The sequence below is a fragment of the Enterovibrio calviensis DSM 14347 genome, assembly GCF_000621165.1.
Classification (GTDB): Bacteria; Pseudomonadota; Gammaproteobacteria; order Enterobacterales; family Vibrionaceae; genus Enterovibrio; species Enterovibrio calviensis.
In genome coordinates this window covers 1-24,531 of sequence record NZ_JHZA01000017.1, presented here as the reverse complement: position 1 = coordinate 24,531, position 24,531 = coordinate 1, and the positions used below count along the sequence as shown (strand labels likewise).

Sequence of the window (24,531 nt, the reverse complement as noted above, 5' to 3'; positions counted from 1 at the left end):
GAGATAGCGACTCATGGCATTGGCCTCTCTCTCGTCAGAACTTAAACAGTATCTCATTGTTACTGGCAACTATTGGGCATTCACGCTGACTGATGGCGCCTTAAGAATGCTGGTTGTCCTTCACTTTCATAGTTTGGGGTACAGCCCGCTAGATATTGCATTGCTGTTTTTGTTCTACGAACTGTTTGGTGTCGTCACCAACCTTGTGGGCGGCTGGCTCGGCGCGCACATTGGCTTAAACCGCACCATGAACATTGGCTTAGGCTTGCAAATCATTGCATTGGGCATGCTGTTAGTGCCGACATCTTTGTTATCTGTCGGATGGGTGATGGCTGCACAAGCCGTTTCAGGCATTGCAAAAGACCTCAATAAAATGAGTGCTAAGAGCGCAGTGAAAACACTCGTGCCCGCCAATGCTGAAGGTAAGCTCTATCAATGGGTCGCCGTGCTCACTGGGTCAAAAAATGCGCTCAAAGGCGCTGGATTTTTCCTTGGTGGCGCATTGCTTTCGTTGTTTGGTTTTCAAGGTGCGGTTGGGCTAATGGCGGGCATGTTGGCCATTGTTTGGGTAAGCAGCATGTTTTTCCTTCATGCTGATATTGGACAGGCCAAGAACAAGCCTAAGTTCACCCAGCTGTTCTCAAAAAGTACGCCTATCAATGTGCTGTCTGCTGCGCGTATGTGCTTGTTTGGTGCACGAGATGTTTGGTTCGTTGTCGCGCTTCCAGTGTTTCTTGCCAGCCAACTAGGTTGGGATCATTGGTATGTCGGCGGTTTCCTTGCCAGTTGGGTGATTGGCTATGGCATCGTGCAGGGCTTCGCGCCTAGCATCACAGGAAAAGCCTCAGGCAAAGTACCTGATGGACGCGTAGCAATGACATGGGCTGGCATGTTAACCGTGGTACCCGCACTGATTGCGTTAGCACTGGCTAATGATATTGCCCCCGTATTTAGCGTCGTGATTGGATTGCTGATTTTCGGGGGAATATTCGCGGTCAACTCGTCGTTTCACAGCTACCTCATTGTGAGTTATGCGCGTGAAGACGGGGTATCGCTCGACGTTGGGTTTTACTACATGGCTAATGCCATGGGTCGTCTACTTGGAACACTGCTATCAGGGTGGATATACCAAGAACATGGCCTGGTGGCGTGTTTGTGGGCTTCTAGTCTTCTGCTTGCCATCACTTGTGTCATCTCATACTGGTTACCCACGGGCAGCCAAAAGGTGTCGAATTCTTCGTCCCGCATGTAATTTGGCGGCTCACCTAGCCCCACGTAGAGAACAGACACAAAAATGCCGAGCAATATGCTCGGCATTTTTTCATCGATAGACCAATACTTTATTAGCTATACCACTGGGCACAATTCCGCGCATTCGCGCTGCTTTTCCAAGTAAGCGTTATTCAGCGCATTGACTTCAACAACAGGCCCTAGCATTTTGACGCGCATCAATGCGCCATGTGATCCCGAGATTTCTGCAACATGCCCTTCGGAGTAATCACTCTCGTAGGAAAATGTTTCTATGGCGAGATGCAGCAAGTTGAAATCTTTTCTGCGTACAGAAAGATAAGAGCGCCACATCAACGCATCAAATACTTCTGAAGTGCTGTAGGCTCGAATGACGAATCGCCACCCTCTATCTGCACCATAAAAGTCTAACGGGAAGAACTTTCGGATTCGTTTTTTAGTTTTCAATGTCGTATCTCTTTTCCATGTGAAAACCGAGGTGTACAAGGTTTGAGTATAGAGTGTGATTTTGGGCACGTCATAAAATCACTAAAATAAATTATTGTTTTAATTGAAATCTATACTTTATTTTCAGCAGATCTGGGTCTAATGACTCAGCATAATGTGCTAATGAAACAGACCCCAATAACACCTCGATATATTCCTCCCCCGATCAAGGGTAACCAAGTACACCGAGCACACTTCAATGGCCTCGCTCTTTTTTGAAACACAGGTTCCAAGGGTGTGGGTATACTCAATGTGGGATAAACGATACTCTGTTATCAATCAGGGCAATGGCGTTTAACAAAGGGCGGAGATTTTACATGAAATTAAAGATTTTCCGATGGGTTATTGTCGTCGTACTGGTTTTTGGTGCTTTCATTCTTGGCGTCGAGTATCAAAAATTCACCTACCTAGATGCTTGTCTCGACATGGGTGAGAAAAGCCAAGTGGGTAGTCATCGAATCTGTGTGCTGCAAGACCAGCAGCCTGAGTGAATGTTGGCTCACATCCATATGAAGTGAAAGGCCAATCTAGCGGTCAAAGGTCGACATCTCATCACCACTAATCCTATAAAATGATCTTTTTCGTTAAAGATAACCCCTTGAATGTCACATCATTTTAATAGATGCTGGCAATATGCTCAATTAGCACAAAAACCAACAGCTCAACGATTAATTTCACCTGAATTAAGCGCTTGTTGAGGTAAACTAACCAAAAGACAGTGTTCTGTTCACCACTATGAGTCGTGCATGCAAAATCCTTTTTCAACATTGCGCCAAAGTATCCAATCAAAAATTACTGCAATAGTCCTTGGGTTAAGCCTCACATTCGCTGTCGTTTCTATTTCCGTGCAACTTCACCTCAATTATACCGGCATCCATTCGCTCACTGTCACTGCTCTGGAAAATCGCGCAGAAGACACCTTGTCGACCATTCACTATTCGCTGAAGAAACAAGATACGTCTTTGCTTCTTCATCAATTGATTAGCCTTGCAGACATGCCCTATGTGTCTAACGTTCACTTCATCACCAGTGAGGGTGAAGAGTTCTGGGCTGACAATGTGACTAGGATGGGTCAAGAGGGGCAGCTTAAAGAGCGCCCTATCTCAGTCGAAGAGGATGGCGTCGGCAAGCTCAGTATTTACTTAGCGCTTAATACGATAGAAGACGATGCCTTCAATCATGCTTTGCCTTCCGCGATGATCTACCTCATCGAAGCGTTAGCCATTGCGTTGCTATTGCTGGTTACGCTGAGAAAAACATACATAAAACCTGTTAAAGCCCTCGTGAGAAGCATCGATAAGATTGATCTCCACCGCGTTAACAAGTTCGCGATCCCAAAGTCTCTCACTCGTCATGAAGATGAAATTGGGCAAGTCGCGAGGTCTGTGCAAGAGCTGTATATGCGCATTCGTGCCGATGCTATTGAAAAGCGACTAAATGAACGCACATTGAAGCAACATAAATCGCTGCTGTTAGAAGAAGTCAACGCACGCACTCAGACTGTCGAGTGGCAATATCTCGCCAATCAATTACTGGCGGATTTATCACTAAGATTGTTAAAGGGCCACAAAACCAACATCGAGCATGATGTTCGCTGCAGCATGCCAAGATTGGCGGAGTTACTGCGCTCTGACCACGTTTTCTGGTTGTCATTTGAACAAGACATGATTATCTATCGTGCCTCCTATCCCGAAGACAGTGATCAACCCACCATTGATTTCAGCAACATGTACAAAGTGAAGCGATGGTTAATGGAAGCGCAGAGTGTGGCCGTGGTTGATATCGACAACCTTGGAAGCAACGCATTGGCAGAGCGTGATTTTCTTGAAGATGTCGGTATTCACAGCTTGGCCATGTTCCCTCTCACTGATGGTCGAAAGAGCTTTGGGTTACTTGCCGCAACCAACAATTACACGTCACTCGATTGGAACGAGAACAAAAGCCTACTGTTGACGCGCTTTGCCACCATGCTCAGTGAACTGACCATTCGAGAGCGCGACCACTACGCAATGACTGAGCTGCAAGAAGAACTCATCATGGCCAATGAGAGACTGCGCGTCGAAGCGGAAACGGATGAACTGACGAATTTGCTAAACCGTCGACCTTTTAGCCGTCAGTTAAGCGCTGCCTTATATGATGCGGTGGATGATGCATCAAGCGTCGCCGTGATGATGATTGATATTGATCACTTTAAAGCCTACAACGACATTTACGGCCATCTGCAAGGCGATAATGTCTTGTCCTGCGTTGCAAACGCCATGAGCCGTGTAGCAAAAGAGTGGAAAGCGCCGATCGCTAGGTTCGGCGGCGAAGAGTTTTCTGTTTTAGTGCCTAACTGTGACATAGATAAAGCGCAAAAAATTGCGTGGCAGTTGTGCCAAACCGTCCGAGACCAGTGTATTTCACACCAAGGCAGCATGAACAGCGGGATCATCACCATCAGTATTGGCGGTGTCGCTTGTGAGCCACATGGCAGTACTAAGCCCAATGAGCTGTTGGAGTCTGCCGACCAATGTTTATACAAAGCCAAACATGCAGGTCGAAATCGCGCGGTTATGCAACCTTACTTTGAATTAGATAAACACTAACTCTAGCCCTTTGCCATTGATACCGATTCGCACCGACACACTTCCTCTAAACGTCGGTGCACCTTACTTTCCGCTTAGTTTCTGCGCAGTTCCTGCGTAGTTTCCACTTACTTTCCGCCATCTTTTTTCGCATTTGTCTCTGAATTCAGAAAAGTAGCCTTGCGCAACCATGCGACTATGTGTCCATTGTTTTCCTTTGTGTAAGAGCCAACGAAATGTTAGCGAGACCTTCACCTATTCATATCTGCCACATCGTGGGCTCTATGGCCGACGCGATGCAGGATGATCAGGTCTTTTCTAACATCCGTCAGTTTCGACAGCCCGAATTCGAGCACACTTTGATAGTGCTCAAACGATCGAAGATATTGTCGACAAAGCACTTACCCGCCAATGTCAGTTGTTTGGAATTGAACGTTGGAGACTCGCGTTTCGGCCAGTTTCTGGAGTGCAAGAAAGCACTCACGGCGCTTAAGCCTGATGTCTGTTTAACCTACGGAAGCAAAGTCTACCCCATGCAGTGGGTAGCCAAAAGGCTGAATGTGCCAGTGAAACTGCATGTTCACCGTCAAGAAAACACGCAACGCAATGCACTTAGCAAATGGTTTCATGAGTGGGTACACCGAACACTCTCACATTCGTCTGACTTGGTCGTCGCCCCATCAGATATGGCGCAGGCATGGCTAAATCAACATGCAAAGATCCCAAACGCCAAGATCAAGTTGATCCGCCATGGAATCGATAGCCAAAAGTTATGCCCGCCATTGCGCGCTGTTGAAAGCACAATCACCGAAAACCTTGTTGGCAGTGTGGCTGTTCCATCGCATCGTTTAGTTATGGGTTTAAACGTCTCCGGCCTAAGCAAGCAGGTTATTGTCGATTTTTTTGATGAGTATTTTGCTGCGTGCTTACGATCTCCCATGTTTGTGCAACAGACGTTGCTGCTTGTGGTAGGTAACACGCCGCACCTAAGCAAGCTACAACAGGAGCTCGACAATCGTGGCGTCTCTGAAAAACAGGTCAGTTTCACTGGCCATTTGAACAACCTGTCTCTCTTTTACAAGCACATAGACATCTACGTTTACCTGCAGCCTCAGGAGCAGTCAGTTTCCTTGCTTGAAGCCATGTCTATGGGCTTACCCATTGCGTCTACTCGCCTGCCCCATCAATCTTCAACCAATAAAAAAGGTCACCCTGTTTATTGGTCAACAGATGCAGATAATGACCCGCTTCGAGACCAACTTTTAGAATTGTTTTTGAAAAGTAATAAACGTTTGATGTTAGGTCGAGCGTCGCGACGCTATGTTCAAGATAAGCATCATCCAGAAGTGTATGAATCCCAATATCGCGCTCTGTTTGAACGCAACGAATCACCAAACACGCCGCAAGTTGCTGTCAGCGCTTTTAGGCAAACGCATTCTTCGCGGAATTAATCACTTGTCCTAGCAAACCCTCACCGCGCAACGCCTTCAAATACGCCACTTCCGCTAGCGACATTGGATAATATCTCGCTGCATAGCACCGATTTCTTGACAGAGTCACCGCCAACACAACTCGAAGTTACTGAGGTTTAGGCTATATTTTATTCAGGCAGCTGAATTTAAGGTAATCCTCATCGATGAAAATTCTGGTCGTGGATGACATGACATCCATCAGACATGTCATGTTGAATTTGCTCAGAAGTATCAATTATATTGATCTAGAGGAAGCGACCAATGGTTGGCAAGCCTTGCAAATGGTCAAAAAGAATCGCTATGACTTGGTTATCACCGATTTGAATATGCCCAAGATGGATGGGCGAGAGTTGCTCAAGGAAATTCGCACTGACGAAAAACTCAAACACACGCCGGTTCTGGTCGTTTCCAGCGAGCAAGACAAGGAACGCGTCAAAGAACTCATACAGCATGGGGTTAACGGGTTTGTGGTAAAACCATTCAACGCGGCAACGTTACAAAAGCAGATCCAACGTATAGAACGTCAGATGCAGATAAAGGCCAATAAGTAAGTTGCATTAACGCCTTACGGCACTCCATCACCACTGACCCACCCTAGGTCTTCAAAACAGTCACAATCACAATGCCGTGAATGCAACTGCCATATCCAAAGTCACGGCATTATGACGCCAATGCTCTACCACATATTCTTGCGCGATACCTGCTTCGTCAATATTCACCTTAGAAATACGCAAAGCGGGCGCGCCCATTGTTGCTTTTATCTTGCTTGCAATCTCATCATCAAAGGTCGAAGAGCGCACTGAATATTGGCATGATGCTGTATTAAGCTGCCAATGTTCGCGATAGAGAGACGATAGATCGCCATCCAAAGGGTACTGAAGTAAGTTGGGAACACGATCCGCTCGCACATAGTGCTCGGCATACATCACGGCCTTCCCATCGAGATAGTGAATACGCCCAAACGTGAACACTTCCGTAAAAGGAGGAAGGGACAGATATTGCGTGCTTTCTTTATTGCCCATGACACTGTCAGCAAAGTCCAACTCGGTCATGGTAGAACGACCTTGAGCCTTCGCTACTGACGAAAATGCGAAAGGAACGGACAAGTTAATGCGCAGGGCTTGGTGAGCAATAAACCAACCACGCCTGTCTTCACGATAAATCAAACCATCAGCTTCAAGCAGTGAAAGCGATTCTCTTAACGTGACCCGTGTAGTTTTGAAAGATTCAGACAGTTTTCTTTCTGACGGAAGCTTTGTTCCAGCCGCCAATTGACCGCTTTGAATTTGCTCTTTGATGGCATTTTTAATTTTGATGTATTGCAAGGTCGCGATTTCGCTCAACAATTAACAATAGTTTTAGCATACCGCAGCCACAGGCAGAATACAGCTATGGGAGATGGGACGTTCGCAAGAAAGGGTTGTTAACTCTCACGAACACCATTAAGCCGGATAATTTCCATACGCTCTAACTCATGAAGCAAACGCCGTGCATATTGCGCTTCACACACAGACAATGCAGACAACGCCGCACCAAGAGGGAGGTTCTTTTCTATTAGTGACAAAAACACGCTGGTTGCGCTATCACAAATCATCACATCATCCGTGTTAGGGCTAAACAGAACAAGCTGATCGCCTGATTCATAGCTACACACATCAAGTGAAAAATTTTCAGAAAGAGATACATCGACTTCAGCTTTCAGAACCAAATTGCTATCTACTAATTCAGCCACTCTCATCCTGTTACTCCATATCGCTATCGCCAAGACGCCACAAATAAGGGAAACATCAACAAGTCAGAGTTGCGGAAACACCGCTTGTTGTTACAAGAACTTTTCTTTCAAGAACAGTAGGAGGAGTTGCTCAATTCCCTTCAACGTTATTAGCCCAACATGCCTGCGGCCAAATCATCCATCAAACGTTGCAATCACCCCATACCTATATTCACTGTATATGCTCCACAATAAAGCCAACGTAAAAGGAACGCCTATTTCACCCCCAGTCTCACTATTGAACCAAACAACGGTAACCAACTTATGGCATATGCCAAGCAATCTGAATATGCGTTGGTATCGCGCCGACTAACGCTGCAATGCATATTTATCAATCAATGTGTACAACGTCGGACGAGAAACACCCAACAGGTTTGCCGTTTGAGACATATTGCCTTCAGCGCGTGCAAGAGCACGTGTCACCGCTTGCCTTTCAGCCTCTTCTCTCACCTGACGTATGTTTAGTGGTAAGCCCGAATCCTTCTTGTGCTCCTTCGTCAGAGCCAGATCAGAAGCGGTAATGTGGTGCCCATCGGCCATAATCACCGCAGATTTGATCTTGTTTTGAAGCTCTCTCACATTCCCCGGCCACACATGCGCTTGCAAGGCTTCCAACGCGTCTTCCGTATAGCCAGCGACATTACGATTCATTGACTGATTAAACTGAAGCAAGAAGGTTTTGGCGAGCAGGAGAATATCGTCACTACGCTCTCTTAGAGGGGGAATGGAAATCGCCACTTCACCAATGACATTCAACAAATCATCTCGAAAACGTTTTTCTGAGCTTTTTTGTCTTAAGTCCTGATGTGTCGCGCAGACAATTTTCACATCGACAGGAATGGCACGGCTACCTGAAACGCGGTCAACGAGCCTGTTCTGTAAAAATCGCAAAATTTTGCCTTGAATATGCACTGGCATGTCGCCAATTTCATCCAAGAACAGGGTTCCACCATGCGCAGATTCGATTTTACCGAGTTTCACGCGATGAACACCGGAGGTGTCACTTTCAACACCAAATAACTCATTTTCGAGCAAAGCTTCTGGGATAGACGCGCAGTTGATCGTAATAAACGGTTTCTCGCTGCGAGGGCTGCGATCATGAATTGCTCTCGCGAGCAGGCCTTTTCCCGTCCCACTTTCACCAATAATGAGCGTGTTGATGTCCGTTAACGACACACGATCAGCCATTCGCAGTAACTGCATCATCTGTGGGCTTCCGCCAACAATGGAATCTTGTCGGCGCTCATAGCTTTTAAGGCGATAGACTTCTTGTTCGAGCCTGCCAACATGACGCGCTCGACGCACCAGCAACCTTAAGTATTCGTCACTAAATGGTCGTTCAATCACATCAAATGCGCCTGCCTCTAAAGCAAGCACTGCATCGCTGTTTTTATCATTTTCGACCACAACCACGATTTTCGTGCGCGGCGCATAAGACAACATCTCTTTCATCAAAGACAAGGTATTTGCGTCACACCGTCCAATCAGGACAACGGCGGTCAAAAACTGCTGCAAAGATGCAGACACACCCAAAGAATTAGCAGTGAGTAAGGAGCCTTCGCCTTCCAGCGCTTGGCTATATTTTCTTTGTACTTCTGGGTCATCCTCTACAATTAGAAGCGCTTCATGTAACTGAGAAGCCAAACCCTGATGAGCATCAACCATGGTTCTCCCCTTATGGGTACTAACACCTTATGTGTGAAAGGCCTCAGGCCAAGTGCAAACGCATGGAAGCATTCACATTCGGAAGCAACACGATATCCGTGTTTTTTGCCTTTTTGGCGCATCAAACCCATTGGAGTAAATCTGGCTACGGAATCAAACTACACACTACTTTCCAATCGCCTTGAGTTATTGTTTTGATTACTCCGTCGGTTTTATTAAAGTCACAGGTGTTACGTCGTAAAAACTAGAAATCGATAGGAATCGATAAAGTGAAAACAGCGATAATCAGAAATATTCTTTGATGAAACCACGTTTCTGACTGTCACTGCGATAACGTCGAAGAGCATCTAGATCGAGACTAATCACTCAGAATCTAATGCAACACAGCTCCGAGTTTGTGTTGCGCACGATAGGCACTTAGTCTCATTAATCACATGAATATCCAGAAAGAATCTATTGCTCTTTCCTGAAGCTTTTTGCTCCTTGAAAGGTATCCACCCGCCGCCAATTGTGATGCTTGGCCGCGTCTAACCTTTTAGTATCCGCGTGATCTCTAATACTCGTTAGTCACTCTAGCAGCGCGGATTGACATCGCATTGCGCAAAATTTGGAATTACATTTAATTCTTATTTCCTAGGCACATTCTTTGATCTTGAATGGCGATCTGCACAACAAATTACGCACAAAACTCACGGGTTTTAGTGGGTATAATGGTGGGATTACCTGCCTAGAATAGGGCGCGATGCCCTATTACTGCCGACGAGAACACCATGAAAAAAATAGAGAGCCACGCGGAATACTATGACCTTATTTTCGAGCGAATTGAGCTAGCCGGACAGAGCGTCGAATCTATCGAATTTGAAGAGTGTGAGTTCCGTGATTGCCACTTTTCTGAAGCCACATTTCGGCAGTGTAAATTCATCAACTGCACGTTTACTCGCTGCAACTTGAGCTTGATGAAAATCCCCTATTCTCGCTTCTCTGACATCTCATTCGTTGAGTGTAAGCTCGTGGGTATCGATTGGACGTTTGCGGATTGGCCAAGTTATCGCGCTGATGCTGACATGTCGTTTCGCCAATGCATCATGAACGACAACTCGTTCTTCGGATTAACCTTGAGAGGGTTAACACTCAAAGAATGTAAGCTTCATGACGCAGATTTTCGGGAAGGGGATTTCAGTGATGCCTCGATGACTTACTGTGATTTCACCAACAGCGTGTTTATGCGCACCAACTTACAAAATGCAGATTTCACCGAGTCCGCCAATGTGTTCCTTAGTGTGCTCGATAACAATATTAGCGCCGCCAAATTTTCCCGCTATGAAGCTCTGGGTCTGTTAGAAGCGCTCGGCATTGAACTGGTTGATTAGCTCGATTAACCCAATTAGCTCGATCAGCTAAGCTTTCATGCACTCGGCCAATGCGTTAATACCCGTGACAATGTCTTCACGAGAGCTGTTGCCAAAGCCTGCGACCAACGCGCGATGAATCCATTCCTCCATGGTGTTCATCGCCTTCGGATCACAATAGTAATCCAAAGTGCGAATCGTGATACCTTGCTCCGCTAATGCGTGCTTCACCGTTATGGCGTCAGGCCCACTTTTCCAACGAAATGTGACGTGTAGACCCGCATCCTGACTCAACACTTCAACGTGATCCCCAAACTTCTCACGGAGCTGTTCAACAAAGAACTGCTGCTTACCTTGGTACAGATTGCGCATACGCCGTATGTGGCGCAAATAGTCGCCGCTTCGAATAAATTCTGCCAACGCTTCTTCCACATGAATGGGTGTATCCCCACCAATGGCATCTTTAATGTTTAGGCATTTTTCTACGAGTGATTCCGGTACCACCATATAGCCGACGCGTATCGCTGGCAGTAGCGTTTTACTGAATGTGCCGATGTAAATTACATTGGCTTCGGCACCATAAAACTTGGCCGCTAACCCCTGTAAGGAAGGATACGGTCGATTAGCAAATTGGAACTCACTGTCATAGTCATCTTCAATCACCCAGCGCTGTTTGCGCACAGCCCAATCAATACATTGCTTACGGCGATTGGTATCAATGCTGGTCCCCATTGGGTATTGGTTGCTTGGTGTGAGGTAAATGGCTTTCCCTTCAAACGTCTCTAGCGGAGAGATATCGACGCCGTTTTCGATCGAGAATGGCAAATACGACAAGGTGGCATCGCAACGATTCAGCACTTTACGCATCTGAACATAGCCGGGGTTTTCCATCATGACTTCATCACCACGTTCAAGTACCGCACTCATGGCAATATACAGCGCTTGCTGCGCGCCCAAGGTGGTGATAATGCGATGCGAAGGCGCATCAACCGAACGGCTAATGGACAAATACTCGCTCAACGCTGCGCGTAAATTATGGCTTCCCTGAATGTCGTTTTGACCCGCTATCGCCAGACGATCAGCGTGAGATTGCAAGGCTCTCGTCCATTTTCGATAAGGAAACGCAACCAGATCAGGGACACCCGTCGCAAACGGACGGTTCTTCTCTCTCACATTCAGGGTGTGGGTGGTTTTGGTAAGCTTAGCGTGAACGGTTTGCTTGGTCTGACTTGCCTGCGCGGCTGTATTCGCGGCGTCGAGCGGCTGCGTCAGCAAGTACGATTCTGGATTCACCAGCTGAATGAAGAACCCTGCCCCACGCCGACTTTCAATATAACCTTCCGCTTTAAGCTGCTCATAAACCGCGGTGACCGTATTTCGGCTAACCATCAATTCTTGCGCCAGTAAACGCGACGACGGCAACTTGGCTTTCGTCGGCCATTGACCGCTCAATATTTTCTCCTGAATCGCTGAATACAAAGCACTTTGCTTGGAGGGCATGGTGGGGTTCAACGATAAGTCGCCGACATCGATCAACTGCATATTGGATCCATAAACTTGATTAAACTGGCTCTATTTAAGGTGCCAGTTTCCACGTAAATTACAAGTTAACGGACGAACAAAAAGACAAAAATGCACTAGCAAAGGAGAATGTCATGACAGTAGGAACAACCGAAAGAACACGCGTGAGAAAAGGCGCACACAAAGCCGTGAAAGACCAAGAGGCGCTATACAGCATTATCGATGAATCCAAACTGGCGCACGTTGCGTTCAATGACAAACGCGGCCCAACAGTCATCCCTATGCTTGCTTGGCGCATCGGCAACAACGTCTACATTCATGGCGCAAAAAACAGCCAGATGTTGAAGCACCTAAAAAATGGTGAGCCGTGCAGCATGACGTTCAGCATTCTTGATGCATGGGTATTGGCGCGATCAGCGTTTCATCACAGTGCGCACTATCGCTGCGCCATGGTATTTGGTCGCTTTTCAGTGGTGGAAGACAACGAAGAAAAATCCATTGCGCTCGACGCCTTCCTAGAACAAATCACCCCAGGACGAAGCAAAGAAGCTCGCCCCGGCAATGAAAAAGAGCTTACCGCCACAGGAATGCTGGTGATGCCCCTGGATGAAACCTCGGTGAAAATTGGACGTCACGGTGTGAATGATGATTTGGCAGACATGGACATCGATGTGTGGGCGGGTATTTTGCCGTTTCGTACCGTCGTGGGTCCACTAGAAGCAACGTCTGACAATAAAGTCAGTACGGAACCTGACTATTCAGCGGCATACCCTAATCGCTGGTACGAATAGAAATTCATCCCCCAAGCGGCGTTTGCCTCTTGGGGAATCTCCATCTCCCTGATATATTGAATTTTCGTCGATCAGGAGAGGACAAGGATGAGCATATTTAAGCGGGTAGCCGTTGTTGGTGGAACCCATGGTAATGAATTCAGTGGTATTTACCTGCTCAAGAAGTGGCAAGATGCACCAGCACTTATTCAACGCGATAGCTTTGAAACAGAAACCCTTTTTGCCAACCCCAATGCCTATCGAGACAACAAACGTTATCTTGATTGCGATCTCAACCGCCAGTTCATTCCTGCCGATCTCGCGAACACTGAATTAAGCAATTACGAGCAAAGCCGTGCAAAGGTCATCAATGCGCAGCTAGGCCCGAAAGGCAATGCACGAACCGATCTGGTTATCGACCTGCACAACACCACCAGCAACATGGGCCCTACGCTCATTCTGCTCAAATGTGATGCCTTCAATACTCAGCTTGCTGCTTACGTGGCTGAGAAAATGGATAACGCGGTTATCCTGTTTGAAGATCAATGCACTGTCGAAGAACACTTCTTCTTATGTTCGATTGCCGACCAAGGCATCATCATTGAAGTTGGCCCTCAGCCTCAATCCGTTATCCGACAAGATGTGCTGGAATGGATGGATATCATGACTGCCCATATTCTGGATTTCGTGGAATTATTCAACACCAACGCGGTACCGCCACTACCGAAAAGCGTATTGGCTTATCGCTATGAAGAAACACTAAAACTGCCAGAAGATGAAAACGGCGAACGTATTGGCATGGTGCACAAAAACGTCCAAGATGCCGACTTCACCGTACTGCGCAACGGCGACCCAATTTATACGCTATTTGATGGCACCGAAATATGCTGGGAAGGTGATTACGACGCTTACCCGCACTTCATCAATGAAGCCGCGTATTACGACAACAACCTTGCCATGTCGCTCGGTAAGAAAGTCGAGATTGATGTGATTCAATAAGCATGTGACTGGTTGAATTGGGAAGAAAAAGAGAGAAAGCGCCGTTTATAAGGCGCTTTTTTGTTGTCACGTTACTGTTGCGTTTTAAGCCCTTCCCGAAAACGAATACCATTTGCTGCCTCACGTTGATCTCGTCTAGCACTGTGCGGTGTTTTCAGGATTATCCAGTGTCGAACCGCCTTTGTAGGTGATGCCATGCGACATCGACATGTACCGAAAGTTTTCGAAATACTGCAATATCCGCGATAAACGCTGACCAAATCTGAAAACTGCCCGTGGCGCACGTGCAAAAGTTAAGCGAATATTTTACAAAGGGAATTCACTCACACTCGTGTTCTGACTCAACCTCGGAGAGATTTCATGCTCGATAAAATGGCATTCTTTATCTACGTGATCCGTACAGGTTCTATCTCTTCTGCGGCGCGTCAGTTCAATGTCTCCGTCTCTGCGGGAAGCCGCTGGCTTCAAGAGTTGGAACAACATTTCGGCACCACGCTGTGCCATCGTTCAAACCGCCTATTGGAAGCCACACAGGCAGGCCAAACCCTCTATGAAGAATTTTCTCCGATTGTCGACAAAGCCGAGCGCATTAGTCAAAAGCTGGCGGGCTTTCAGGATCATGAAAAAGGCCACATCAACATTGCCTGTACACCGGTTTATGCCAACCACTATTTGATGGACAAAATCACCGAGTACACACGACTCAACCCAAAAGTGACGTTCAACATCAACGTCACGCCTTGGGCACTCGACCATGCCAGCACCAGCGATTTGATGATCAGCGCCAACGCCCGCTTTCAAGGCTACCGTGAAAAGGATTTGCTGCTGGTAAAAAGGGAACTGTTGGCTTCTCCGTTTGTGGTGGTGGCTTCACCGCAATACACAGAGCAACAAGGCCTGCCAACCCAGCCAGAAGATTTACACGAACACGCTTGTCTTGTCGCCACCACACTCACTGGCAGCAACGAATGGATCTTCCAAAAAGGCGTTGAAAACATCGTACTGAAAGTGCCAAAAACCATTGAAGTGAACGACAGCGACCTCTTGCTACGTGGCGTCTCCCAAGGGGCTGGGGTCGCGTACCTGCCTCAGTTTGTCACCCAAGAAGCGGTCGAAAGCGGCGCGCTAATTCCCTTGCTGCAAGACTTTAACACCAGCACTTGGAGCCTGAACCTCTACTACCACCCTGCCAGTGTCGCCTCGCCCGTCGCCAGTAAATTTAAAGATTTCTTACTGGATAATCCTTGCTGACAAAATCTTGTTTATAGAGCCTCCACTCGCCTAATTTTCCTGCTTTGCATTTTTGCAAAGCCACTTTGAATTTCTGTCTATATCGACTCCCGCTCCCCTTCCGTAAGCTGAAAAGCAGTTAGCAAATAACAAATCGCAAGCATGGGAGTACTGGTGACATGGAACGCATCTATATTGTGGCGGCTAAGCGCACGCCAATCGGCAGCTTTAACGGTTCTCTCGCGCCATTGTCAGGCGTTGATCTTGGCGCACACGCGATGAAAGCCGCACTTGAGCAAGTAAACATCACCCCTCACCTTATCGATGAAGTCATTGTGGGCAATGTGCTAACGGGCGGCGCAGGCATGGGGCCAGGTCGTCAAGCTGCCATCAAAGCCGGCGTTCCTGATACTGTGCCAGCCTACACCCTGAACATGATTTGCGGCAGCGGCATGAAAGTCATCATGGACGGTGCCAGCCATATCCGCGCTGGCGATGCTCAAATCGTCCTCACTTGCGGCATGGAGAGCATGTCCAATGCGCCCTATGTGACCTCCGGACAAATTCGCCGTGGAGTTCGCATGGGTCATCAAATGCAGGAAGACAGCATCATTAAAGACGGCTTAACCGATGCCTTCCATCACTACCACATGGGCGTCACCGCTGAGAATATCGCCAAACAATGCAATATCAGCCGCGAAGCGCAGGACAAGTTTGCCCTACAAAGCCAACAAAAAGCCGTGAATGCCATTGAGAACGGTCACTTCGAGGCGGAAATTGCGCCAATCACCGTCACTGAGCGCAAACGCCAGTTCGACGTCAAAGACGATGAATACCCAAAATCAAACGCCACCTTTGAAGGGCTACATGCACTGCTCCCAGCTTTCGACAAACAAGGCAGCGTGACGGCGGGCAACGCGTCCGGTATTAACGATGGCGCTTCGGCAATCTTGCTGGCATCAGAAAGCGCAGTGAAACACCACAACTTGACGCCATTGGCAGAATTGGTGGAATACGGACAAGGTGCCATTGCGCCTGAAGTGATGGGACTTGGCCCTGTTTCAGCCATCGCCAACACCTTAACCAAGGCAAGAATGGCCATCGAAGACATCAACGTATTCGAACTGAACGAAGCCTTTGCCGCACAAGCCCTTGGCGTGATCAAAGAAGTCGCCGAAGAACATCAGATCGAACAAGACTGGCTGTTAGAGCGAAGCAACCTGAGCGGCGGCGCGATTGCACTTGGTCACCCTATCGGCGCATCTGGCAACCGTATTGTCACCACGCTGGTATACCAACTGCAACGCACGCAACAAGATTACGGTTTGGCGTCGCTGTGCATTGGCGGCGGCATGGGCACCGCGTTAATTCTGAAACGTTGCTGAGGAAATGAACAACATGAAAAAAGCTGCGACCGCCCAACAGATTGAAAGCCTTTTACATGATGACATGACCATCATGATTGGTGGCTTTATGGCGACAGGCGCACCAGAGCATCTAATCGATCTCTTAATCCAAAAAGACATCAAAGACATCACGCTGATCACCACAGACACGGGATCTCCCGGTCGCGGGTCAAGCCGTTTGATTGCCGAAAAACGAGTAAAGAAACTGTATGCCTCCCACATTGGCACTAACCCCGAAACGGGCAAGCAAATGAACGAAGGCACGTTGGAGGTGGAACTGGTTCCCCAAGGCACACTCGCGGAGCGCATTCGCAGTGCGGGGGCAGGATTAGGCGGTGTTCTCACACCAACAGGGCTTGGCACTATCGTCGCGGAAAACAAACGCGTAATAGAAGTCGATGGGCAACAATTTTTGCTGGAAACACCCCTGAAAGCCGATGTAGCCCTAATTCGCGGCTCGAAAGTCGACCGTCGCGGCAATGTGTTTTACAGCAAAACCACCCAGAACTTTAACCCATTAATGGCGACCGCCGCAGACACAGTCATTGTCGAGCCGGAACAGCTTGTTGAACTTGGCGACATTGCACCTGAAGCGGTTCATACCCCCAGTATTTTTGTCGATCACATCTTTGTTGATCATATTCTGGTGGAGGACACGCAATGACAGCGCAATTAGATAAAGACACCATCCGTCGCCGCATTGCATGGCGTGTTGCCCGCGAGATGAAAGACGGCGATGTGGTCAATCTTGGCATTGGCCTGCCAACACTTGTCGCCAACCATGTCGACAAAGAGGTTGAGTTATTACTGCAAGGGGAAAACGGTTTGCTTGGCATTGACCAACTGGCGGATGAAAGCACCCTCGATGCCGATCTGGTGAACGCGGGGGGTCAGCACATTACTGCTGTACAAGGGGCATGTTATTTCAACAGCGCCGACTCTTTCGCCATCATCCGTGGCGGTCATGTTGATGCCACCGTATTGGGTGCGCTACAGGTGGACGAACAGGGTAACCTCGCCAACTGGATCATACCGGGGAAAATGGTTCCGGGCATGGGCGGCGCAATGGATTTGGTCGTCGGCGCCAAAAAGGTCATTGTCGCCATGGAGCACACTGTGAAAGGCCAGCCTAAGCTGTTGAAGCATTGCTCATTGCCACTGACTGCAGCGAATCAGGTCAACCTAATAGTGACGGAAATGGGTGTGTTCGAAATCAACGAACGCGGCATGGTGCTCACTGAGCTTGCCCCTGAATTTTCTATCGAAGACGTTCAAGCCGCGACTGAAGCAACGCTTCAAATATCACCCGACTTAGCGCCGATGCAGTTGCCATCTGATTGATGTCTATGAGCTAGCCTATCCAAGCGCAGCTATCGTAGAACAAACATGTTTAGAATAATTTGACTCATTGCATGCACTAAAAATAGGGTATAAAGGCACATGGCAATCAAGTTCAGTGACTTGCCATTAACCTTGATAAGTAAGAGCAATCCCAATGTCTAATGTCGTTCAGTTCGCCAAGTTCGGTGGTAGTAAGAAGACCAACAATACCCCAGAAACCACATCGCCAAGCCCTAAAGCGTTAAGGGAACAGGCCGCATTGAAGCAAGATAATCAATGCTACTTTTGTGGCACACGCAAAGAACCCAAAGAGCTGAACTGGCTTGATAAGGTGGGGTTTAAGCAAAAAGCGCACGTTGTCTGCAGCACATGTAGCTCTGAAGCTAAATCACGCTCAATGGATGAACTGCGAATAATCCTTGCCCTGAAGGCGATGGATTTCAGAACCATTAAGCTTAAGCAGTATCTTGAACTGAGAGAAAAAGACGTTCAAATCGACGGTGTTCGTGAATACAAATTCCACTTTGAAACGATTGAGTGATTGTGGGCTAGATATATCAGATGGCTTACAAATCTAAAGTGATAGTTTTGTGGTTTTCTCAAAGTGCCTGTTCCTGTTCTACTTAACTGGAAGCCCTATTCCCGCAACACAGAGAGCAGTCTTTAGCGATCGCAGCTAAATGATTTTTGGACAATTCGGAGTTAAGTGTCGCGCTTCAAAATTGAAGCTAAGCGCAAGATGTATAGTTACATAGCTTGTGGTCAACTTCCTTCCGTACAAGATCATTTAATCAAACTGATTGAATGCAGTCCGGAGCCACCTGTGTAAGTTGGTTTCTTATATTTTTGGCTCGTCAACGTATTTGAGGAATAGATGCCTTTCAGTTCCAGATAAGGCTCTCCCAAGTCTTCTTAGTTCGACTTTATCTCCCTTCTTGATTGGTTCGCGCTGAGGCAGTTTGACGCGAACAAGTTTTTCGCGATCTGTTAGTCGAACCATCAGGTGCAAGGTATGCCCTGCTTCATGGAGAGAAGCTTGGTGTGACTCGACAACTCCCACAACATTCGTTGCATCCTTGGTCTCATTTTTCAGCATCAACCAAACACTAACGGCAATAAAGAAAATAGCTACCAACACCAGGCGAAACTTCTGATGCCACACTTTAGCCATTTCCTTATCCAACTGATCCTTCGTTTCTTTTCGCATACCCTACAAAATATAACGTCGCAATAACGGGCGATTACCAAACGACCCAAACTGCTTTAATCCTTTGTATTCACAATACTTTGAAAAGCTACCGCGTTGACAAAGTGTCCTATTGATAGCCTTTGTTATGTAATTTGCTCATTGGGTGATTGCAACCACTTTATTTGTTCTCTACCGAATGACCCCAACCATTTAGTGGAGCCATCACTGAGCACACATTCGATTTCAAAAGCTCGATTATCATGTACCATCACAACTGCACCGCTATCGCCGATCTGAGCTTCTGGAACGTTTTTGTTGAGTGATATTATCTCGACTACATCATATTCTTTGATTGTTCTGAAACAGCTAACACAAAGGACTTCGCCGGCACCCTCTTTTCGTTTCAATTCCTCAATTGACTCGGAAGAGGTGAATCTTAGATGAAATGATTCGCCGCACATTGAGCAATTAGTAAAAGCCATGACTCTCCTGAAAAATAACGTTCTAATAACGGGCGTTTACTAGCCCAAACTGATTGAAGTGCCTGAATCACAGCGTTTCTATGTAAAAATGCGCCACGAGTAAACGTCCCGTTGATTTGCTTGTTAGTTTACTGGTTTGATTTTTCTGGGGAAATATCTAACCTTAACGTAAAATGCATTCAACCCAGTCGGAATGGCAAAGAAAACAAACACTGCTACTCCAAGTAACAAAGAGTCTGTAATTGTCTTAGTCGTAGGCAACTGGCCCATAAATGACAAAATACTGAACGCAAGCGCACCAAAAGAAAAAAATACATTTCCTAAATATGAAAGCCTAGCCAAGAGTCTACTTTGGACTGTAAAACTGCAAACCACGCCACCAACTAAAACTGCAATCATAAATAAAAAAGATATTTCACCTAGAGTAAATAATGCATAGAAAGATGCTGCTATCAAAAGTATGTTTAGCGTTAAGGATACTTTCTTCATAATGCCTCTGTGTAAACTAACATTCTAATAACGGGCGTTTACCAGCCCAAACTGATTGAAGCGCCTAAATCACAGCGTTTCTATGAAAAATGCGCCACGAGTAAACGTCCGCGTTGATTTGCTTGTTAGCCCTTGCTCCGCACTTCCGCGGCTTGCCGCCAGCCCGCTTTAGAAACAAACCGATAAAGCTTCAATCACGACCAAACTAGATACAAATCAACAGCGATAAAAATCAAGTCGAGCTAGCCAATCCTCGGAGTAAAGTATATTCATTGAGAACATTGGATAACGTCGCAATAACGGGCGCTTATCAAACTACCCAAACTGCTTTAATCCTTTGTATTCACAACACTTTGAAAAGCTTCCGCGTTGACAAGGCGTCCACGTTCATTGCTTTGTTATAGGCTTTCATCTGCAACTGCTTGATCAAACCAAACATGCTCTGACTCACCGCCTAAGTTAAAACGATACCCAAAAGGAAGAGCCATATATATTGCTAATTCAGGGCGTTTTTCAATGATGTGCTCAAAATGCACAGTAACCAATGAGCTGATGTTACCGTCATATTCATCTGTAGTTAACCACCAACCACTCATATGGTTTGGTGATGGGTAACGAACCCCTTCGACCGGGGTTGAGCCCTCATAAATGCCTTTAGAAATAGTAACAAGCTGAGTAAGCTCAACAGGAGCATATATTGCTTGATAGTGCTCACAACATTCCTTTTGGATTAACTCAATACTCAAGCTTCTAACTCCGAAATTGAAAAAGCATATAACGTTCGAATAACGGGCGTTTACTAGCCCAAACTGATTGAAACACCTGAATCACAGCGTTCCTATGAAAAAAAGCGCCACGAGTAAACGTCCGCGTTAATTTGCTTGTTAGCCCTTGCTCCGCACTTTCGCGGCTTGCCGCCAACCCGCTTTAGAAACAAACCGATAGAGCTTCAATCACGACCAAACCAGATACAAATCAACAGCGATGAAAAGCAGGTTTAGCTAGTCAAACCTCGAAGCAAAGTACATTCATTATGAACACGGGATAACGCCTACTTAAGCGGAAAAATATAGTTGGCTAAAATGTTGAACGGAGTGAAAACAGCCAACTGTATTTTTTCCGTTTGAAGTTCTTGTTAGCTTTTCCTTAACTTTACCGATAATTTTAAAAAATAATATCCTGAGCATATCAGTGTACAAACAAATAACCAGTAACCGAGTCCCATTGAAACTCGCGCAACGATGAGAGCCTCTTTAGCCGAAAATGGTATAGTAAGCCCTTCAGCTCCTGATGTAGAAACGATTGCACCAGCTAGAGTTAATGCCCATGCACCTAAAGATGACACAGAAAAAAAGCTAATCACTGAAATCCAAACTATATCCTGCCTATCAAATTCTGTTCCAATTTTTTCCCACAACTTTCCAATACCACCAGCATAAAAAGTTAAAAAAGCCGTAAGAACCGGAACCATTACTTTAACTGCTTCAAATAGTAACTTTGATGTTTCAAGATTTGAACTCACAGACATAATATCGATCCTTGATTGAAAAGCTAACGCCTCAAGCAAGGGCGCCGGTCACCGCGTCCCATTGCCTTGACTTGTTATGTGGGGCGCGATATCTGGGTAAGCTGCCAGCAACTCTAGTGCCACTTGCTGTATTATTCGCGCCTCTTGAGTTGGCTCTACAGTCCAAGTGCTGGCATCTGAGTATCTAGCCAATAGATCGACAAATGCTTCTCGATCAGCTTTTTTCAGATATTCCACGCCCGCAACCAGTTTGTCTGTCGATTTCGTTGGCGTAAGATTTGCCGCCTTAAATTCGTAAAGGAGATCATAGAGAAGCTTTAGTTCGGGGAATCCGTTAACTCCGACCTTTCCGCAATAAAGCTTCATCCTCTCTATATCGACAACAGCCTCAGCTAGCGAAACACTACCCACGACATTTTGTCCGTAGTGATTACAGAGTCTGAATGAACTAGTTGTATTTGAAAGTAGCTGTTCTTCAAACAATGTATCAATCTTACTGACTTCTTCCTGTAGGTCTGCCGATGTAAAAGATTCAAGTAGACTCTCTAACAATACGGGCAACTGTGGAGAATTTTGCGTGTTTTTTGACTTCTTAATATTTTCAAGAAGAGACATAATACGTTTTTTGTCGTCGTTACTAAAACCAATTGATTGCTCTAATTCTCTGATTGCATCACGCAGTGACTGCAAAGCTATTTGGTCTTGAATCTTCTGCGAAGTGCTATCGAGTTCGGCTGAAATAGCTCTCGCTCGATCTTCGATTGAGCTTTTCTCGGCCTCGAAAGCCAGTCGAACCGAGTCAGATACAAAGTACTTAGTCAGAGTAATTGCACCTGAAAGCAACGCGACACCCAGTATAGAACTTGTAATTACAAAACGCCGATGCGCTCGCTCCTCTCTTGCCAGTTGCCTACTATTAGCCTCTTCAACGCACCTGGAAATTACGTATTCGAGAATCTTCTCATCTTTAAGGTTTATGCGTACTTCTGAATCTTCCATGATTTAACTCCGTGATTAATCTGGTAGGACATTGGCCACATAACGTTCTAATAACGGGCGTTTACTAACCCAAACTGATTGAAACGCCTGATTCACGGCGTTTCTATGAAAAAATGCGCCACGAGTAAACGTCCGCGTTGATTTGCTTGTTAGCCCTTGCTCCGCGCTTTCGCGGCTTCGCCGCCAACACCCAAAGAACGCACCGTTTTGTGAATGCAACTGCGACCCTAAAGATAAAATCATTCAATAAACCAAGGACGTTAAGTTCAACTTAGCAAAGATAGCCGCATGGTTTTGCATCAAATCTGGGATTGGTTTGAGGAGGGTTTTGAGATTATACAGCCTGCGACGAAGAGAGGAACTGGCCAGCCAAACATCGCTTTCTAAACACGAAAAGAACAGATGGATAACGTTCTAATAACGGGCGTTTACTAGCCAAAATTGATTGAAGCGCCTAAATCACAGCGTTTCTATGTAAAAATGCGCCACGAGTAAACGTCCGCGTTGATTTTCTTGTTAGCCTTTGCTCCGTACCTTCGCGGCTTGCCGCCAATCCGCTTTAGAAACAAACCGATAAAGCTTCAATCACGACCAAACCAGATACAAATCAACAGCGATGAAAAGCAGGTTTAGCTATCCAATCCTCGAAGCAAAGTACATTCATTATGAACACGGGATAACGTTAGCATAATGGGCTTTTACTAGCCCAAACTGTTTGAAACGCCTAAATCACGGAGTTTCTACGAAAAAAGCGCCACGAGTAAACGTCCCTCGTTCATGCTCTTGTTATACGCCAGTTCACCAAGCCCCTTTTTATCTCAGTTCAAAAGCTGGACACGGTGTTCCTTGATGATACTTCAACTGCCAGCAAGTACCTGTAAAAGCCCAAATTGAACAACGCTTAGCGTAGTCGCTGATTTCACCTGTCGGAGCGACCAAAGCAGTCTCATATTTAAGAAGCTGAACCGAAGGCGCTAGTTGAACACATTCATAACTCTGCGAATGAACTCTGCAGACCGAAGGCTCCTCTGAGCTCATCATGTTAACGATTGAAGCGAAGTCAAAACTGACTCCTGACTTACCAACTTCAGAAAAACTAGGATGGATCAATCGCTCAACATCAGCTCGACTTTGACGAACTTCATACCAATGAAGCTCGGTTTCTTGTTCAACTAAAATATCCACTTCTTCTCCTGAACTGACAAGGCATATAACGTTCGAATAACGGGCGTTTACTAACCCAAATTGATTGAAGCGCCCAAATCACTGGGTTTCTGTGAAAAATTGCGCCACGAGTAAACGTCCACGTTTATTTGCTTGTTAGCCTTTGCTCCGCACTTTCGCGGCTTGCCGCCAACCCGCTCTAGAAACAAACCACTGTACGAGACGTCGATACAATTGCTTGTTTAAACAAAGAAGAAACAACAGCTTGGCTTTGAATTCAACTGAGTCTGTGACCGTTTCGACATTGGACACAAACCGATAAAGCTTCAATAGCGACCAAACCAGATACAAATTACCAGCTATGAAAAGCAGGTTTAGCCAACTAAACCTTGAAGCAAAATACATTCATTATGAACACGGGATAACGTTCTAATAACGGGCGTTTACTAACCCAAACTGATTGAAGCGCCTAAATCACAGTATTTCTATGAAAAATGCGCCACGAGTAAACGTCCGCGTTGATTTGCTTGTTAGCCCTTGCACTGCACTTTCGCGGCTTGCCGCCAGCCCGCTTTAGAAAGAAACCGATAGAGCTTCAATCACGACCAAACCAGATACAAATCACTAGCTATGAAAGTAGGTTTAGCCATCCAAACCTCGAAGCAAAGTGCATTCATTATGAACACGGGATAACGTTCTAATAACGGGCGTTTACTAGCCCAAACTGATTGAAGCGCCTTAATCACAGCGTTTTTATGTAAAAATGCGCCACGAGTAAACGTCCGCGTTGATTTGCTTGTTAGCCCTTGCTCCGCACTTCCGCGGCTTGCCGCCAACCCGCTTTAGAAACAAACC

The 24,531-nt window shown here is 46.4% G+C and carries 25 protein-coding genes; 13 read left to right on the top strand and 12 right to left on the bottom strand.

Translation table 11 applies throughout. From position 1 onward, the window contains the following. The first annotated feature begins 13 nt into the window (after positions 1-13). A complete protein-coding gene (gene arsJ, locus Q365_RS0114070) occupies positions 14-1,252 on the top strand; it encodes an organoarsenical effux MFS transporter ArsJ (RefSeq protein ID WP_028023944.1) in 1,239 nt (412 codons plus the stop codon). 95 nt (positions 1,253-1,347) lie between these two features. On the opposite strand, the gene Q365_RS0114065 is transcribed toward arsJ, so the two are convergent. Continuing rightward, positions 1,348-1,695 carry a hypothetical protein gene (locus Q365_RS0114065; RefSeq protein WP_028023943.1) on the bottom strand — a complete coding sequence of 116 codons (348 nt, stop codon included), beginning with the start codon at positions 1,693-1,695 and terminating at the stop codon, positions 1,348-1,350. A gap of 356 nt (positions 1,696-2,051) precedes the next feature. Here Q365_RS0114065 and Q365_RS27005 point away from each other — a divergent pair, with 356 nt between their 5' ends. From Q365_RS27005 to Q365_RS0114045, 4 genes are all read left to right on the top strand, one after another. Next, on the top strand, positions 2,052-2,225 hold the full coding sequence (locus Q365_RS27005) for a hypothetical protein (RefSeq protein ID WP_169737854.1): 174 nt from the start codon (positions 2,052-2,054) through the stop codon (positions 2,223-2,225). A 255-nt stretch (positions 2,226-2,480) separates the two neighbouring features. Beyond that, on the top strand, positions 2,481-4,322 hold the full coding sequence (locus Q365_RS0114055; protein WP_028023942.1) for a GGDEF domain-containing protein: 1,842 nt from the start codon (positions 2,481-2,483) through the stop codon (positions 4,320-4,322). A 215-nt stretch (positions 4,323-4,537) separates the two neighbouring features. Beyond that, entirely contained in the window at positions 4,538-5,752 is a 1,215-nt protein-coding gene (locus tag Q365_RS0114050) for a glycosyltransferase family 4 protein (RefSeq protein WP_028023941.1), read from the top strand. A gap of 185 nt (positions 5,753-5,937) precedes the next feature. Continuing rightward, a complete protein-coding gene (locus Q365_RS0114045; RefSeq protein WP_028023940.1) occupies positions 5,938-6,324 on the top strand; it encodes a response regulator in 387 nt (128 codons plus the stop codon). A 66-nt stretch (positions 6,325-6,390) separates the two neighbouring features. On the opposite strand, the gene Q365_RS0114040 is transcribed toward Q365_RS0114045, so the two are convergent. The 3 genes from Q365_RS0114040 to Q365_RS0114030 all read right to left on the bottom strand — a co-directional run bounded on the left by Q365_RS0114040 (position 6,391) and on the right by Q365_RS0114030 (position 9,209). Continuing rightward, positions 6,391-7,116: a UTRA domain-containing protein gene (locus Q365_RS0114040; RefSeq protein ID WP_245621552.1), complete on the bottom strand. Its 726-nt coding sequence runs from the start codon at positions 7,114-7,116 to the stop codon at positions 6,391-6,393. An 80-nt stretch (positions 7,117-7,196) separates the two neighbouring features. After that, positions 7,197-7,511: a hypothetical protein gene (locus Q365_RS0114035; protein WP_028023938.1), complete on the bottom strand. Its 315-nt coding sequence runs from the start codon at positions 7,509-7,511 to the stop codon at positions 7,197-7,199. A 342-nt stretch (positions 7,512-7,853) separates the two neighbouring features. Further along, a complete protein-coding gene (locus Q365_RS0114030) occupies positions 7,854-9,209 on the bottom strand; it encodes a sigma-54-dependent Fis family transcriptional regulator (RefSeq protein ID WP_028023937.1) in 1,356 nt (451 codons plus the stop codon). A gap of 770 nt (positions 9,210-9,979) precedes the next feature. Between Q365_RS0114030 and Q365_RS0114025 the strand changes: the two genes are divergently transcribed. Then, positions 9,980-10,579 carry a pentapeptide repeat-containing protein gene (locus Q365_RS0114025; protein WP_028023936.1) on the top strand — a complete coding sequence of 200 codons (600 nt, stop codon included), beginning with the start codon at positions 9,980-9,982 and terminating at the stop codon, positions 10,577-10,579. Between the two features lie 27 nt (positions 10,580-10,606). Here the strand turns inward: Q365_RS0114025 and pdxR are convergent, their stop codons facing one another. Then, on the bottom strand, positions 10,607-12,100 hold the full coding sequence (gene pdxR, locus Q365_RS0114020) for a MocR-like pyridoxine biosynthesis transcription factor PdxR (protein ID WP_028023935.1): 1,494 nt from the start codon (positions 12,098-12,100) through the stop codon (positions 10,607-10,609). 113 nt (positions 12,101-12,213) lie between these two features. Here pdxR and Q365_RS0114015 point away from each other — a divergent pair, with 113 nt between their 5' ends. The 7 genes from Q365_RS0114015 to Q365_RS0113985 all read left to right on the top strand — a co-directional run bounded on the left by Q365_RS0114015 (position 12,214) and on the right by Q365_RS0113985 (position 18,366). Beyond that, entirely contained in the window at positions 12,214-12,870 is a 657-nt protein-coding gene (locus tag Q365_RS0114015) for a pyridoxamine 5'-phosphate oxidase family protein (RefSeq protein WP_028023934.1), read from the top strand. A gap of 87 nt (positions 12,871-12,957) precedes the next feature. Further along, the gene (locus Q365_RS0114010) at positions 12,958-13,848 is read left to right on the top strand and encodes an aspartoacylase (protein ID WP_028023933.1); all 891 of its coding nucleotides are present in this window, start codon (positions 12,958-12,960) and stop codon (positions 13,846-13,848) included. A gap of 360 nt (positions 13,849-14,208) precedes the next feature. Continuing rightward, positions 14,209-15,099 carry a LysR family transcriptional regulator gene (locus tag Q365_RS0114005; protein ID WP_028023932.1) on the top strand — a complete coding sequence of 297 codons (891 nt, stop codon included), beginning with the start codon at positions 14,209-14,211 and terminating at the stop codon, positions 15,097-15,099. 158 nt (positions 15,100-15,257) lie between these two features. Next, the gene (locus tag Q365_RS0114000; protein WP_028023931.1) at positions 15,258-16,463 is read left to right on the top strand and encodes an acetyl-CoA C-acetyltransferase; all 1,206 of its coding nucleotides are present in this window, start codon (positions 15,258-15,260) and stop codon (positions 16,461-16,463) included. Positions 16,464-16,476: 13 nt separating this feature from the next. Then, positions 16,477-17,148: a CoA transferase subunit A gene (locus tag Q365_RS0113995; protein WP_028023930.1), complete on the top strand. Its 672-nt coding sequence runs from the start codon at positions 16,477-16,479 to the stop codon at positions 17,146-17,148. Then, positions 17,145-17,825 carry a 3-oxoacid CoA-transferase subunit B gene (locus Q365_RS0113990; protein WP_028023929.1) on the top strand — a complete coding sequence of 227 codons (681 nt, stop codon included), beginning with the start codon at positions 17,145-17,147 and terminating at the stop codon, positions 17,823-17,825. Before Q365_RS0113995 ends, Q365_RS0113990 begins: the two co-directional genes overlap by 4 nt. A 154-nt stretch (positions 17,826-17,979) precedes the next feature. Then, entirely contained in the window at positions 17,980-18,366 is a 387-nt protein-coding gene (locus Q365_RS0113985; RefSeq protein ID WP_028023928.1) for a hypothetical protein, read from the top strand. Positions 18,367-18,663: 297 nt separating this feature from the next. Here Q365_RS0113985 and Q365_RS0113980 read toward each other — a convergent pair whose 3' ends face one another. The 7 genes from Q365_RS0113980 to Q365_RS0113945 form a co-directional block, all read right to left on the bottom strand. Next, complete coding sequence (locus Q365_RS0113980) at positions 18,664-18,996, bottom strand: hypothetical protein (protein ID WP_028023927.1); 333 nt, start codon at positions 18,994-18,996, stop codon at positions 18,664-18,666. A gap of 161 nt (positions 18,997-19,157) precedes the next feature. Beyond that, positions 19,158-19,496 (bottom strand): DUF4926 domain-containing protein, encoded by a 339-nt coding sequence (locus tag Q365_RS27065; protein ID WP_051563796.1) that lies wholly within the window; start codon positions 19,494-19,496, stop codon positions 19,158-19,160. A gap of 123 nt (positions 19,497-19,619) precedes the next feature. After that, positions 19,620-19,985 (bottom strand): hypothetical protein, encoded by a 366-nt coding sequence (locus Q365_RS0113970; protein ID WP_028023925.1) that lies wholly within the window; start codon positions 19,983-19,985, stop codon positions 19,620-19,622. A gap of 398 nt (positions 19,986-20,383) precedes the next feature. Further along, positions 20,384-20,731 carry an immunity protein Imm33 domain-containing protein gene (locus Q365_RS0113965; RefSeq protein WP_028023924.1) on the bottom strand — a complete coding sequence of 116 codons (348 nt, stop codon included), beginning with the start codon at positions 20,729-20,731 and terminating at the stop codon, positions 20,384-20,386. A 389-nt stretch (positions 20,732-21,120) separates the two neighbouring features. After that, positions 21,121-21,513, bottom strand: a complete 393-nt coding sequence (locus Q365_RS0113960; protein WP_028023923.1) for a hypothetical protein — start codon at positions 21,511-21,513, stop codon at positions 21,121-21,123. A gap of 48 nt (positions 21,514-21,561) precedes the next feature. Beyond that, on the bottom strand, positions 21,562-22,512 hold the full coding sequence (locus tag Q365_RS0113955; RefSeq protein WP_028023922.1) for a hypothetical protein: 951 nt from the start codon (positions 22,510-22,512) through the stop codon (positions 21,562-21,564). Between the two features lie 813 nt (positions 22,513-23,325). After that, complete coding sequence (locus Q365_RS0113945; RefSeq protein WP_028023921.1) at positions 23,326-23,697, bottom strand: nuclear transport factor 2 family protein; 372 nt, start codon at positions 23,695-23,697, stop codon at positions 23,326-23,328. Positions 23,698-24,531 lie beyond the last annotated feature (834 nt).